Raw genomic sequence first — 12,976 nt, 5'->3', positions numbered from 1 at the left:
CCTTCCGATCACGATGCCGCCGCAGCCCGTGGGCGCACCGCCGGACGCCGCCGACCCGGCGCTGATCCGCGTCGACCGCCTGTCGGTGACCTTCGGGGACGGCCCGGAGGCGACCCGCGCGGTGCGCGATGTCAGTTTCTCGCTGCGACCCGGCGAACGCTTCGCGCTGGTCGGCGAGTCCGGCTCCGGCAAGACCGTGACCGCGCTGTCGATGCTGCGGCTGGTCGAGGATGCGCGCTACCAGGGCGCGATCCACTTCGAGGGGCGCGACCTGCTGCGCGTGCCCGACCGGGAGATCCGCGCGATCCGCGGCAGCGACATCGCGATGATCTTCCAGGAGCCGATGACCGCGCTGAACCCGCTCTATACCGTCGGCAACCAGATCGTCGAGACGCTGGAGCTGCACGAGGGGCTGGACAAGCGCGCCGCGCGCGATCGCGCGATCGCGCTGCTCGAGCGTACCGGCATCGAAGAGGCCGCGCACCGCTTCGACAGTTTCCCGCACCAGCTGTCGGGCGGCCAGCGCCAGCGCGCGATGATCGCGATGGCGCTGGCCTGCCGGCCGAAGCTGCTGCTGGCCGACGAGCCGACCACCGCGCTCGACGTCACCATCCGCGTGCAGATCCTCGAGTTGCTGCGCGACCTGCAGGCCGAGTTCGGCATGGCGGTGATGCTGATCACGCACGACCTGAACATGGTGCGCGCGTTCGCCCAGCGTATCGGCGTGATGGAGCAGGGCGTGCTGGTCGAGATCGGCGAGACCGCCGAGGTCTTCGCCAACCCGCGCCATCCGTATACGCAGCGGCTGATCGACAGCCGCCCCCGGCGCGACGTGGTGCCGGTGCTGCCGCTGGCGCCGACCCTGCTGAGCGCGCGTGGACTTGACGTCAACTACACGCGCAAGCGGCGCGGGCTGGCGGGCTGGTTCGGGCGCGACGTGGTGCGCGCCGTCAAGGAGGTCGATTTCGATCTGCGCGAGGGCGAGACGCTGGGCATCGTCGGGGAGTCCGGCTCGGGCAAGACCACGCTGGCCCATGCCGTGCTGGCCTTGCAGCGCAAGAGCGGTGGCCAGATCCAGTTCCTCGGCCGCAGCCTGGACCAGGTCAAGCGGGCCGAGCGAGCGTCGCTGCGGGCCCGGCTGCAGGTGGTGTTCCAGGACCCGTTCGGCTCGCTGTCGCCGCGCATGACGATCGAGCAGATCGTCGGCGAAGGCCTGGCGCTGCATCAGCCCGGTCTGTCGCGCGAGGCGATGCGTGAGCGCGTGATCGAGGCGCTGCGCGAAGTCGGGCTGGACCGGACCGCGCTGGGACGCTATCCGCATGAATTCTCCGGCGGACAGCGCCAGCGCATCGCCATCGCGCGCGTGCTGATCCTCAAGCCGCAGGTGGTGGTGCTCGACGAACCGACCTCCGCGCTCGACGTATCGATCCAGCAGCAGGTGCTGGCGCTGCTGGCGCAGCTGCAGCGCAAGTACAACCTCAGCTACCTGTTTATCAGCCACGATCTGGCCGTGATCCGGGCGATGGCGCACCGGGTCATCGTGATGAAGGGCGGCGAGGTGGTCGAGGCGGGCGAAACCGAGGCGGTGCTGGGCGCACCGCAGCATGCCTACACGCGCAAGTTGATGCGGGCCGCCCAGCTCGGCATGGATTCGGTGCTGGGGCGGGGCCTGGAACCGCGTCCTGGAGACGTGGGCGGCTGGCCGGGTTGATCCCGCCGATGTCTCCGCTCCATGTCCGCGCTCATGTCCGATATTGCGGTCAATCGGAAGAATTAGCGTGCAAGTCCCTCGCTATTCCGTTGATTACATGGCGATTTCGGCCGATTTTGTAACGAACTTTGACATCGCTGGCGTGACCTTATACCATCCCGCGAGAACTTGATGTGTGGGTGGTTTGCACGCCGCACGTCTCCTAGCGGATGCATGCACGCCGTGCCCCGACGCCGTTGTCGGGATGATTCGGTGCCGACATCCGCCCTCAGCAGTTTTTCCACATAGTCATCTCCGATCCACACGACGATGGATTGCCGCGTCGCGTGAGGGATCGTGTGATTTGAACCATCCGAACCGGAACCAACGGGAGAACCCATGCAGCGAACGGTGCTTCATTCCCTGGCGCGTGCCGCCATCGGACTGACCCTGGCATGCGGCGCGGCCTTGTCGAATGGAGCCCTGGCTGACACGGTGTTCAAGGAACCCGGCGCGGAGCTGAGCGTCGAGGCCCCGCAGCAGTCCGAGCCGAGGAAGGGCCTGCTGTCGTCGATGATGAATTCGACGAGCCATGTCGCCAACAAGGCCGGCGACCTGGTGATGAACGCGCTGGGCCTGATCGGTGTCCGTTATCGCTTCGGCGGCAACACGCCGGAATCGGGCCTGGACTGCAGCGGCTTCGTCCGCTACGTCTTCAATGACACCTTCGGCTTCATGCTGCCGCGGCGCTCGGTCGAGATCAGCCGCGTCGGCACCAACGTCGCCGCGCACGAGCTGCGCCCGGGCGATCTGGTGTTCTTCAACACGATGCGCCACGCGTTCTCGCATGTGGGCATCTATATTGGCGACAACAAGTTCGTGCACGCGCCGTCGACCGGCAGCAAGATCCGCGTCGACGACATGCGTTCGGCCTACTGGGTCACGCGCTACAACGGCGCGCGCCGCATCGACGATATGCCCGAGCGCGACAACGGCGCGGCAGGCGGCATCGGCGGCATGGTCGAGACGCTCAAGCGCTTCGATCCGAACGCCAGCGGACGCACGTTCTACGGCGGCTGAGCGGCGAGGGCGCCGCGTGGCGCCGATCGGTGCGACACGGTGTCGAATCGGCGCCAATCCGTGCCAATCCGTGCCAATCCGTGCCGATCGCCATGCAACAAAAAGGACTGCCTCGGCAGTCCTTTTTGTTTGCCTCGTTTGTTTGCGCGGTAGTTCCTTGCGCCCGCCTTGTCTACTTCCGCGCCTGCTTCCCGCCGCCTACTTCCGCCGCCTACTTGCCCGCAATCGGAGCGACCGGCTGCAGCCGCGCCTGCGCCAGCTTCTCGCGCAGCGCGGGCAGGGCGGCGACGGCGGCCTTCTCGCCGGCCAGGATCGCGCGGTTGCGCGCGCCGAAGTCGCTGCCGCTCATGTCGGGCAGATCGGGACGGATCACCACGTCGGCGCGCGCCAGCGCGAGCCGGTTGATCGATTGCCCCATGATCGCCGTGGTCTGCAGCAGCACGCCGCTCTGGCCGGCATTGTTCTGGCTGGCCGGATCGGCCGAGATATTGACCGCGATGACGAAGTCCGCGCCCATGCTGCGTGCCGAATCCACCGGCACCGGCTCGACCAGGCCGCCGTCGACATAGTCGTGCCCCTGGATCGACACCGGCTGGAACACGCCCGGCACGCTGCTGGAGGCGCGCACCGCCTGTCCGGTGTTGCCGCGCCGGAACAGGATCGCGCGGCCCGTCTTCAGGTCGGTGGCGACGATGCCCAGCGGGATCTTCATTGCCTCGATCGGCCGGTTGTCCACCAGCCGGTTCACATAGTTCTGCAGCGCCTCGCCCTTGAGCCAGCCGCCGAAGCGCGTGCCGAACGGCAGCGCCCAGTCGGCGATGGTGGCCTCGTCCATCTTCAGCGCATGCTTGTTCAGCTCGAAGCCGTCCATGCCGGAGGCGTACAGCGCGGCGACCACGGCGCCGGCGCTGGTGCCGGTGACCAGGTCGGGGCGGATGCCGTGCGCTTCCAGCGTCTTGATCACGCCGATATGGGCGAAGCCGCGCGCGGCGCCACCGCCCAGCGCCAGGCCGATGCGGATGGGCCGCGGCGGCGGCGTGATCGCGGACGGTTCGGCGGGAGTGTCAGGCTTGGGGCCCAGGCTGCAGGCCGCCAGCAGGGACGCCGCGGTGGCGCCCGCCGCCGCGCTCAGGAAGGTACGTCGTTGCATGCGGGAAATGAAAGGGTCGGGCGGGAGGTCGGTCCGCCGGTCCGCCGGTCCGCCGGTTCGTCGGTTCTTAAGCGAGCCACCGGCGCCATTCGAGGGCGGGCCCGGCGGGGCAGCGGTTCGGACGGGGCGATAGCATAAACGATTCCGCCGCGCGGCCTGCGGAACGGGCAGGGGTGACAGATATGCCTGCCGGGGGTGACAGGGGCCTTTGCTACAATAACCCGCTCCGAATCGTCGGCCCCGCCTGTTGCTGCGCGGGCCTTTTTGTTTGCCGAGTTTCCGCGGTATTCCCCCTGTTTCCCGTCTATGACCACACGCGTCCGCACCCGCTTCGCCCCGAGCCCGACCGGCTTCATCCACCTGGGCAATATCCGCTCCGCGCTGTATCCGTGGGCCTTCGCCCGTCGCATGAAGGGCGATTTCATCCTGCGCATCGAGGACACCGACGTCGAACGCTCGTCGCAGGAAGCGGTCGACGTGATCCTCGAAAGCATGGAGTGGCTGGGCCTGGACATCGACGAGGGCCCGTTCTACCAGATGCAGCGGATGGACCGCTACCGCGAGGTGGTCCGGCAGATGCTCGACGCGGGTCTGGCCTACCACTGCTATATGAGCACCGAGGAGCTGGACGCGCTGCGCGAGGAGCAACGCGCGCGCGGCGAGAAGCCGCGCTACAACGGCTTCTGGCGGCCCGAGCCGGGCAAGGTCCTGCCGACGCCGCCGGCCGGCGTCGATCCGGTGGTCCGCTTCAGGAATCCGATCGGCGGCAGCGTGGTGTGGGACGACGCGGTCAAGGGCCGCATCGAGATCTCGAACGACGAGCTCGACGACCTGGTGATCGCGCGGCCGGACGGCACGCCGACCTACAACTTTTGCGTGGTGATCGACGACCTCGACATGAAGATCACCCATGTGATCCGCGGCGACGACCACGTCAACAACACGCCGCGCCAGATCAACATCATCCGCGCGCTGGGCGGCACGCCGCCGGTCTACGCGCACCTGCCGACCGTGCTGAACGAGCACGGCGAGAAGATGAGCAAGCGCCATGGCGCGATGGCGGTGACCGCCTATCGCGACGAAGGCTATCTGCCCGAGGCGGTGCTGAACTATCTGGCGCGGCTGGGCTGGGCACATGGCGACGCCGAGATCTTCTCGCGCGATCAGTTCGTGGAGTGGTTCGACCTCGAACACCTCGGCAAGTCGCCGGCGCAGTACAACCCCGAGAAGCTGGCCTGGCTGAACAACCACTACATCAAGGTCGGCGACAACGAGCGGCTGGCCGAGCTGACCCGACCCTTCATCGAGCAGCTGGGTGGCAAGGTGGAAGGCGCCGACCTGGTGGGCGTGGTGGCGCTGGTCAAGGATCGCGCCAATACGCTCAAGGAGGTCGCGCAGACCGCGCTGCTGTTCTATCGCGGCGAGCCGCAGCCCGATCCGGCGCTGAAGGCAGAGCACCTGACCGCCGAGATCGTGCCGGCCGTGCGCGCGCTGGCCGAGCGCCTTGCTGGCCTGGCCGAATGGCGCCGCGAGGCGATCTCTGCGGAGTTCAAGGCGGTGCTGGCCGAGTTCGGCCTGAAGATGCCGAAGCTGGCGATGCCGGTGCGGCTGCTGGTAGTCGGCCAGCTGCAGACCCCGAGCATCGACGCGGTGCTGGAACTGATCGGCCGCGATACGGTGCTGCGCCGGCTGCAGGCCGGTGTGGGTGCCTGATTCAGCAAAAAAAGTTGCGGCAGGGGCTTGCGCTTTTGCCGCGACTTGCGCATAATCTCTTTCTCCCTGCAGCGCGGTTCAACACCAAGCGGGCATCACGGCAGTACCGCGGCGGTAACGGCGGCGAATATCCGAAGCGATATCGACGACAAACCGAAGCAGTAAAAAAGTGAAATAGGGGCTTGCAAAAAAGCAAGGCTGTTATATAATCTTGGCTTCGCTGGAAACGACAAGATAATCGCTTCGGTAAAACGAAGGATAATCTGGAAACGAGAGACGAAACGCCGGTGGCAATAACGGCGGCAGCAGTACTTATGGGGCTATAGCTCAGCTGGGAGAGCGCTTGCATGGCATGCAAGAGGTCAGCGGTTCGATCCCGCTTAGCTCCACCAAAATTCCAGCGGTAACATCAGCAGCACGGTGTTATCCGTTTCCGCAAAGCGGCTCGCCGCGATGCGCGAAACAAGACGGAACGTGTTGAAAAACAGGTTTCTGTCCCCTTCGTCTAGAGGCCTAGGACATCACCCTTTCACGGTGAGTACAGGGGTTCGAATCCCCTAGGGGACGCCAGATAATGGGCGTAATCAAACGTCCAGATTATCGGTAAAGCCTGCACCTCGGTGCGGCAATATCGATAAGCCGACTAAGGAGTGGTAGTTCAGTCGGTTAGAATACCGGCCTGTCACGCCGGGGGTCGCGGGTTCGAGTCCCGTCCACTCCGCCAAAACTCAACCCGCATGGTTAACGCCATGCGGGTTTTTCTTTTTGGTTTTCCTTTTTGGCGCGGGATTTTGCCGCCCGATTTGTCCGGGCGGAAGGGCGGAAGGGCGGAGCGCCGCGAGTGCCGTGGGGTTCGACCTCTGGTCTCAACCCCCTCAGCTGCGCTCCTCGCTGATCCGAATGAAATAGAACACCAGCAGCGCCCCGGCAATCGCCAGGCTCAGGCTGTTGGCCAGCCAGAAACCGGCGGCGCCGTGCGTGAACGCCGGCATCCCGTCGATCAGCCCGAAACCCAGCACATAGCCGCCGCCCAGGCCGATTCCCCACAGCGACACCGCGTAGATCACGGTCGGCACCAGCGCGATCTTGTAGGCGCGCAGCACGAAGGCCGTGGTCACCTGCACGGCGTCGAAGGCCTGATAAAGCGCGACGAAGGTCACCAGCGGCAGCGCGGCCTGTACTACCGCCGCATCGCTGGCATAGGCCCGCAGCACCGGCGCGCGCAGCAGCCATAGCGTTGCCCCGACCGCCAGCGCCAGTGCCGCCGCCAGCCGGATGCCGCGCCAGCCGACGCGACGCGCGCCGGCGCGGTCGCGCGCGCCGACCGCCTGCGCCACCAGCGTCGAGGTGGCAATGCCCAGCGACAGCGGCAGCATATAGGCCACCGCGCCGAGGTTGGCGATGATCTGGTGGCCGGCCAGCGTCACCGTGCCCAGCCGCGTGATGAAGACCGACATCAGCGTGAACGAGGTGATCTCGATCAGATAGGTCAGCCCCATCGGCACGCCCAGCCGCAGCAACGCCCACAGATGCGAACGCATCGGCCAGCTCCACGCGGCGAAGATGCCCAGCGGGCGATAGGCGCCGCCATGGCGCAGGATCAGCGCGCCGGACAGGCACCACATCCAGCTGATCAGCGTCGACGCCAGCGCGCAGCCCGGCCCGCCCATCGGCGCCAGGCCCAGCCCGCCATGGATGAACCACGCGTTGAGCGGTATCTTGACCGCCAGCCCCAGCAATTGCAGCAGCGTCACCATGATCGGCCGCGACAGCGCATTGTTCAGCGCCGAATAGATGCGAAAGCCCAGCGCCGCGGGCAGGCCGAACGCCTGCAGATGCAGGTAGGCGGTGGCCTTGTCGACCAGTTCGGGCGGCGCCTTGGCGAACGCCAGCAGCGGGCCCGGAAAACTGAGCAGCAGCATGCCCGGCACGGCCAGCGCCAGCCCCAGCCACGCGGCCTGGCGCACCTCGACGCCGATCTCGGCGTGGCGGCCCGCGCCATAGAGCTGGCCGGCGATCGGCGCCAGCGCCTGCAGCACCCCCATCAGGCTGATGTAGACCGTCACGTAGATCGAGCCGCCCAGCCCGACCGCGGCCAGGTCGGTGGCCGAGGCGCGGCCTGCCATGATGGTGTCGATCACGCTGAAGGCGATCACGGCCAGCTGGCCCACCAGCACGGGGCCGGCCAGCGCGGCGATGCGGCGAAGGTCCTGGGTCAGGGTCATGGTCGTTCGAGGGCGCGGGCCGGGCGATGGCGGGACTGTTGCGCGAGGGCGCCGGGAGAGGCGGAGCAAGGGCAGGCAGCGCAGGCAGGGCTGGCAGGCGAGGAAGCGCCGGCTGCCCCGCGCTGCCAGCAACCGCCGATCAAGGCTGCCGCGGCAGCCGGCGCGTGCTCTTGCGCGGCGGCGGCGCTGGCGGCTTTTCGATCAGCTGGTACATGCGGAAGCGTTCATCGCGGTCCGAGGGGCGGCGGCCTTCCCAGATCAGCCGCCATTCGAAGCGCGAGATGCTGGACGGCTCGCCGTAGTCGACCGGGTCGTGCCGCAGCAGCACGTCGCAGCCGTCCTCCGGGCCGCCGAAGCGGAAATGCCCGAAGAACGCGAACGAGGCCAGCTGCGCGTCGCCCATGCGGATCGGCTGCACGCACTCGTAGGTGGTCGGCAGCGCCATCGAGGCGGCCTCGGCCACATCGCGGTAGGTCTTGCCGTAGTTGATCGACGGCAGCCACAACGTCATCGCCATCACCCACATCAGCGTGGTGCCGGCGGCCGAGATCACCACCGGGCGCCAGATCTGCTTGGGCGCGCGCGACAGCCGCCAGCGCACCACCAGCACCCAGGCCGCGGTCGCCGCGAGCGCGAACAGCACCGCGCTGGCCGAGAACACATGCAGGTAGCCGGGCAGCTGCTTGAAGATGTTGTTGGCGATCCGCGGCGGCCAGCCGGTCGTCTTGGCCAGCCACATGAACCAGACGGTGCCGCCGAAGATCGTGAAGAACAGCAGCGCGAACCAGTCGATCGCGTTGATGGTCGCGCGCGTCAGCGTCGGCAGGCCGAAGGCCGCCAGCACCGCCATCGGCGGCAGCAGCAGGATGAACTGCACGTCGCCGGGCTGGCGCAGCATCAGCAGCAGCACGAACAGCGGCAGCAGCAGCGCCAGCGGCAACGCGACATGGGGACCGCGCCGCATGCCGGCCCAGCTCAGCCAGGACCAGATCGCGATCGGCCACACCGGCCACGAGAACAGGAAGAAGTTGCGGGCGACGAAGCCGATCGCGAAGCCGTTCGGCCAGCTGTAGGTACGCCGGTCGTAGCGCGACCATTCGCGGATGAAGGCGACCGCCTCGTCGCGATGCGCGGCGCCGAAATAGGTCGCCGCCATCCACGCCGCGACCATCGCCAGCGCGATCGGCAGGGCGATCGTCAGCACGCGCCGCAGTGGCAGCGGCTTGCAGACCAGCGCGCCGATCAGGATCGCGGCAAACAGCACCAGCGGCAGGATCGGCCCGCTGGCCAGCGTCAGCGCGCCCAGGCCGGCGCCCAGCCACAGCGCGCCCTGGGTCGGCATGTCGAGGCTGCGCACCAGGCCGTACAGGCTCATCGCGACGAAGCAGACCTGGCCGACCTGCGGCGTGGTCTCGTGGCCGCGCATGGCCAGGCCGACGCAGGCCAGGAAGATCAGCAGCGCGCCATCGGCCAGCGTGCGGCCGTAGTCGCGCGCATTGGGCTGGCCGCCGAAGGCGAAGGCGAAGGGCTGCACCTCGGCACGGCGTCCGAGCAGATAGGTCGCGTACCAGATGAAGGCACAGGTCGCGAAATAGAACAGCGCGGTGGCGAGCCGCGCGGCATCGGGCGCGCCAAGCCACCCGCCGGCCAGGCGGATCATCGTCGCGCCGACCCAGAACACCAGCGGGCCGTCCTGCCCGTAGGGCCGGCCGGCGATATTGGGCATCAGCCAGTCGTGCAGCCCGCCGATGGCCAGCTGCCACATCACGCCGAAGCCGGCGGCGTCCTCGTTCTTCCACGGGTCGCGGCCGAACAGGCCGACGGCGCCGTAGATGATGCAGATCGCCAGCAGCAGGGCGCGGGGCAGAGCCCCGGTGGCGGCGGCGGTCAGGTGGACGCGGGAGGCTTTGACGGGACTCATCGATCGGTCAGCGGACTGGGCGGCGTGGATTGGCGCCGGCTTGGGCGTCGGTTTTGGCGTCGGCTTGAGCGCCGGCCCGGGCGCCGGGCTCGCACCGGACTGGGCGGGCGCGGTCGACGGCGTGCATCGGAAAGACGACCGCGCTGCGCCAGACGCGTTGCAAAAGCAAAGAGGCAGCCTGGGCTGCCTCTTTTAACACAATGTGCACCGGTTCCTGCAGGAAGGCGCGCATCGGACGGCGGCAGAAGGCATGCGGGATGCGCTGCCGGCGCCGTCTCTGGTCCAGCCGGATTACTTCGCGGCCTTGCCCAGCTTGCTGCCGAACTTCTGGCGGAACTTCTCGACGCGGCCAGCCGTGTCCATGATCTTCTGGGTGCCGGTGTAGAACGGGTGCGATTCCGACGACACTTCGATCTTGGCCAGCGGGTATTCCTTGCCATCCTTCCAGGTGATCGTTTCCTTGGTCTGGATGGTCGAGCGGGTCAGGAAGCTGAAGTCGCACGACACGTCGACGAACACGACTTCGCGGTAATTCGGGTGAATGCCTTCTTTCATGGTGTTTCCTTGCAGGTTGGGTAGCCAGTCCGCGGCCGCCATTGCTGTTGCGCTTGCTGTTGCGATCGCTGGCGGCGAGCGAACCACTTGCCGGTGACGGACAAACGCGGATTATGGCAGAGAAACAAGGACTTGGGCAAGGTGCAACAAGCAGCGCGCCGTTGCGCCGTAGTGCTGCTTTATGCCTCATATATCACATCGACGCGGGATCCTGCCGGTAGAACGTCTTCAACAGCCCGTACAGCACCGGCCAATGCCGCGAAAGCCCTGCCGGCTCGACGAAAAACGCCTCGGAAGCGACCGCAAAGAACTCGCCCGGCGTCTCGGCGCCATAGGGATCGATCACACGCATCGGCGCCGGCAGGCGGTCCGGCTCGTCCCAGGCGGCGTCGGGCACCGCGTCGCAGGCGTCGGCAAAGCGCTGGTACTCGGCGTCGAAGGTCTGCCCCCACTGGCTTCGCTGCACGCCGGCATGCAGCGCGCGCGAGAAGGGCGGCACGCCATCGGCCTCGCCATCCAGCATGTCGAGCTTGTGGGCGAACTCGTGGATCACCACGTTGTAGGTGTCGTCGGGCTGGTCCGCGGCGGCGTCCAGTCCCGCGCCCGGCAGACTGGCGTCGGGCCAGGACAGGATCACCGGGCCGTGCTCCCATGCCTCGCCGCTGGCCTCTTCGACCACGCCATGCACCAGGCCGATCTCGTCCTCGACGGTTCGCCGGATGATGAATTCGCCGGGATACAGCACGATGCCGTGCCAGCCGCGATACCACTCCAGGCCCAGCCGCAGGATCGGCACGCAGGCCTGCGCCGCGACGCTGACCACCATCTCGTCGGTCAGCACCAGCTCATGCGCGGTCGAATATTCCTTGTCGGCGATGAACAGCGTGGCCAGCTCGCGCAGCGCCGCCAGATCGTCGCTGCCGTAGCGCTGCAGGAAGGGCAGCGAAGATACGGTCTGCCGCCACAGCGCGTCGTCGATCGCGTAGCGGCGCAGCTTGCGCTGGCGCGAGCGGGCATGCAGCAGTCTGGCGAGGCGGGCGAGCATGGCGGCAATCGGTTCAGTCGGTGAATACGGGCAGCGTGGCTGAATACGGCGAGGTGTGAATACGGGCAGCGTGGCGCGGACGGAAAAAAGGCGCGCCGTGGCGCGCCTTGACATCGAGCGATGCAAGCCATCCGGGCGATGCGCCCGGCGAGGGCGGCCTCAGCCGCCGCGGCGCATCATGTCGAAGAATTCGGCGTTGTTCTTGGTCGCCTTCATCTTGTCGAGGATGAATTCCATCGCCTGCACTTCGTCCATGTCCGAGATGAACTTGCGCAGCACCCAGATCTTTTGCAGGATCTCGGGCTTGATCAGCAGTTCCTCGCGGCGCGTGCCGGACTTGTTCAGGTTGATCGACGGGTAGACGCGCTTCTCGGCCAGCCGGCGTTCGAGGTGCACTTCCATGTTGCCGGTGCCCTTGAACTCTTCGTAGATCACGTCGTCCATGCGGCTGCCGGTCTCGATCAGCGCGGTGGCGATGATGGTCAGCGAACCGCCTTCCTCGAGATTGCGCGCGGCACCGAAGAAACGCTTCGGACGCTGCAGCGCGTTGGCGTCGACACCGCCGGTCAGCACCTTGCCCGAGGCCGGCACCACCGTGTTGTAGGCGCGCGCCAGACGCGTGATCGAGTCCAGCAGGATCACCACGTCGCGCTTCAGTTCGACCAGGCGCTTGGCCTTCTCGATCACCATCTCGGCCACCTGCACGTGGCGGATCGCGGGTTCATCGAAGGTCGACGCCACCACCTCGCCGCGCACCGAGCGCTGCATCTCGGTCACTTCCTCGGGACGCTCGTCGATCAGCAGCACGAACAGGTCGGCTTCGGGATGGTTGTTGGCGATCGCGTGGGCGACGTGCTGCAGCATCACGGTCTTGCCGGACTTCGGCGAGGCCACCAGCAGCGCGCGCTGGCCGCGGCCGATGGGCGCGATCATGTCGATGATGCGGCCGGTGATGTTTTCCTCGGCCTTGATATCGCGTTCGAGCGTCAGCGGCCGGTTCGGATGCAGCGGCGTCAGGTTCTCGAACATGATGCGGTTCTTGACCGCTTCGGGCGGCTGCCCGTTGACCTTGTCGACCTTGACCAGCGCGAAATAGCGCTCGCCATCCTTGGGCGTCCGCACCTCGCCCTCGATCGAATCGCCGGTATGCAGATTGAAACGGCGGATTTGCGAGGGGGAAATATAGATATCGTCCGTGCTGGCCAGATACGACGTTTCGGGCGAGCGCAGGAAGCCGAAGCCGTCAGGCAACACTTCCAGCGTGCCGTCTCCGTAGATGGTTTCGCCCATCTTGGCGCGCTTCTTCAGGATCGCAAACATCAGTTCCTGTTTGCGCATCCGCTGTGCGTTGTCGATCTCGAGGGTCGCGGCCATTTCGAGAAGGGCAGACACGTGAAGCGATTTGAGTTCTGTCAGGTGCATAGACGAGGGGTACAGATGGGGCCCGGACGGGCGGAAGCAAAGGAAGGGGAAAGAAATGAGCGAACGCTCGGGGAAGTTGTAGGGGGGCATCTTAGCACAATCCGACCGGCGCACCAGAGCCGGGGCGCCAGCCGGATCGTGGCCGCCCGGGAGGGCGGCGATGCCTGTCGCGGCG

General features: G+C 67.0%; 9 protein-coding genes and 3 tRNA genes. 6 read left to right on the top strand and 6 right to left on the bottom strand.

Going from position 1 to position 12,976, the window contains the following annotated elements:
• The first annotated feature begins 13 nt into the window (after nt 1-13).
• Together KZ686_RS13415 and KZ686_RS13410 are read left to right on the top strand one after the other, a co-directional pair.
• Nucleotides 14-1,711, top strand: a complete 1,698-nt coding sequence (locus KZ686_RS13415) for an ABC transporter ATP-binding protein (RefSeq protein ID WP_226107690.1) — start codon at nt 14-16, stop codon at nt 1,709-1,711.
• A 378-nt stretch (nt 1,712-2,089) separates the two neighbouring features.
• Complete coding sequence (locus KZ686_RS13410) at nt 2,090-2,770, top strand: C40 family peptidase (protein ID WP_149319848.1); 681 nt, start codon at nt 2,090-2,092, stop codon at nt 2,768-2,770.
• Between the two features lie 211 nt (nt 2,771-2,981).
• On the opposite strand, the gene KZ686_RS13405 is transcribed toward KZ686_RS13410, so the two are convergent.
• Nucleotides 2,982-3,920 (bottom strand): patatin-like phospholipase family protein, encoded by a 939-nt coding sequence (locus KZ686_RS13405; RefSeq protein ID WP_265632617.1) that lies wholly within the window; start codon nt 3,918-3,920, stop codon nt 2,982-2,984.
• 306 nt (nt 3,921-4,226) lie between these two features.
• On the opposite strand from KZ686_RS13405, the gene gltX reads away from it, so the two are divergent.
• From gltX to KZ686_RS13385, 4 genes are all read left to right on the top strand, one after another.
• The gene (gene gltX, locus KZ686_RS13400; protein ID WP_226107637.1) at nt 4,227-5,633 is read left to right on the top strand and encodes a glutamate--tRNA ligase; all 1,407 of its coding nucleotides are present in this window, start codon (nt 4,227-4,229) and stop codon (nt 5,631-5,633) included.
• A gap of 316 nt (nt 5,634-5,949) precedes the next feature.
• Nucleotides 5,950-6,025 (top strand) — tRNA-Ala (locus KZ686_RS13395).
• A 102-nt stretch (nt 6,026-6,127) separates the two neighbouring features.
• Nucleotides 6,128-6,203, top strand: a tRNA-Glu gene (locus tag KZ686_RS13390).
• 77 nt (nt 6,204-6,280) lie between these two features.
• Nucleotides 6,281-6,357 (top strand) — tRNA-Asp (locus KZ686_RS13385).
• 151 nt (nt 6,358-6,508) lie between these two features.
• On the opposite strand, the gene KZ686_RS13380 is transcribed toward KZ686_RS13385, so the two are convergent.
• The 5 genes from KZ686_RS13380 to rho all read right to left on the bottom strand — a co-directional run bounded on the left by KZ686_RS13380 (nt 6,509) and on the right by rho (nt 12,801).
• A complete protein-coding gene (locus KZ686_RS13380; protein WP_150082644.1) occupies nt 6,509-7,858 on the bottom strand; it encodes an MATE family efflux transporter in 1,350 nt (449 codons plus the stop codon).
• Between the two features lie 139 nt (nt 7,859-7,997).
• Nucleotides 7,998-9,779 (bottom strand): ArnT family glycosyltransferase, encoded by a 1,782-nt coding sequence (locus KZ686_RS13375; RefSeq protein WP_149319852.1) that lies wholly within the window; start codon nt 9,777-9,779, stop codon nt 7,998-8,000.
• Nucleotides 9,780-10,070: 291 nt separating this feature from the next.
• Nucleotides 10,071-10,334 (bottom strand): type B 50S ribosomal protein L31, encoded by a 264-nt coding sequence (locus tag KZ686_RS13370; protein WP_149319853.1) that lies wholly within the window; start codon nt 10,332-10,334, stop codon nt 10,071-10,073.
• A gap of 193 nt (nt 10,335-10,527) precedes the next feature.
• Nucleotides 10,528-11,379, bottom strand: a complete 852-nt coding sequence (locus KZ686_RS13365) for a M90 family metallopeptidase (protein WP_149319854.1) — start codon at nt 11,377-11,379, stop codon at nt 10,528-10,530.
• A 159-nt stretch (nt 11,380-11,538) separates the two neighbouring features.
• Nucleotides 11,539-12,801, bottom strand: a complete 1,263-nt coding sequence (gene rho, locus KZ686_RS13360) for a transcription termination factor Rho (protein WP_006578219.1) — start codon at nt 12,799-12,801, stop codon at nt 11,539-11,541.
• Nucleotides 12,802-12,976: the final 175 nt, after the last annotated feature.

It is taken from the genome of Cupriavidus cauae, from assembly GCF_026210475.1.
GTDB classification, from domain to species: domain Bacteria; phylum Pseudomonadota; class Gammaproteobacteria; order Burkholderiales; family Burkholderiaceae; genus Cupriavidus; species Cupriavidus cauae.
This window is presented reverse-complemented; position numbering and strand designations above follow the sequence as displayed.

Coding starts and splice junctions, on each gene's coding strand:
- KZ686_RS13410 (WP_149319848.1), top strand. CDS start 2,090: ATGCAGCGAACGGTGCTTCATTCCCTGGCGCGTGCCGCCATCGGACTG.
- KZ686_RS13405 (WP_265632617.1), bottom strand. CDS start 3,920: ATGCAACGACGTACCTTCCTGAGCGCGGCGGCGGGCGCCACCGCGGCG.
- rho (WP_006578219.1), bottom strand. CDS start 12,801: ATGCACCTGACAGAACTCAAATCGCTTCACGTGTCTGCCCTTCTCGAA.
- KZ686_RS13365 (WP_149319854.1), bottom strand. CDS start 11,379: ATGCTCGCCCGCCTCGCCAGACTGCTGCATGCCCGCTCGCGCCAGCGC.
- KZ686_RS13375 (WP_149319852.1), bottom strand. CDS start 9,779: ATGAGTCCCGTCAAAGCCTCCCGCGTCCACCTGACCGCCGCCGCCACC.
- KZ686_RS13370 (WP_149319853.1), bottom strand. CDS start 10,334: ATGAAAGAAGGCATTCACCCGAATTACCGCGAAGTCGTGTTCGTCGAC.
- gltX (WP_226107637.1), top strand. CDS start 4,227: ATGACCACACGCGTCCGCACCCGCTTCGCCCCGAGCCCGACCGGCTTC.
- KZ686_RS13415 (WP_226107690.1), top strand. CDS start 14: ATGCCGCCGCAGCCCGTGGGCGCACCGCCGGACGCCGCCGACCCGGCG.
- KZ686_RS13380 (WP_150082644.1), bottom strand. CDS start 7,858: ATGACCCTGACCCAGGACCTTCGCCGCATCGCCGCGCTGGCCGGCCCC.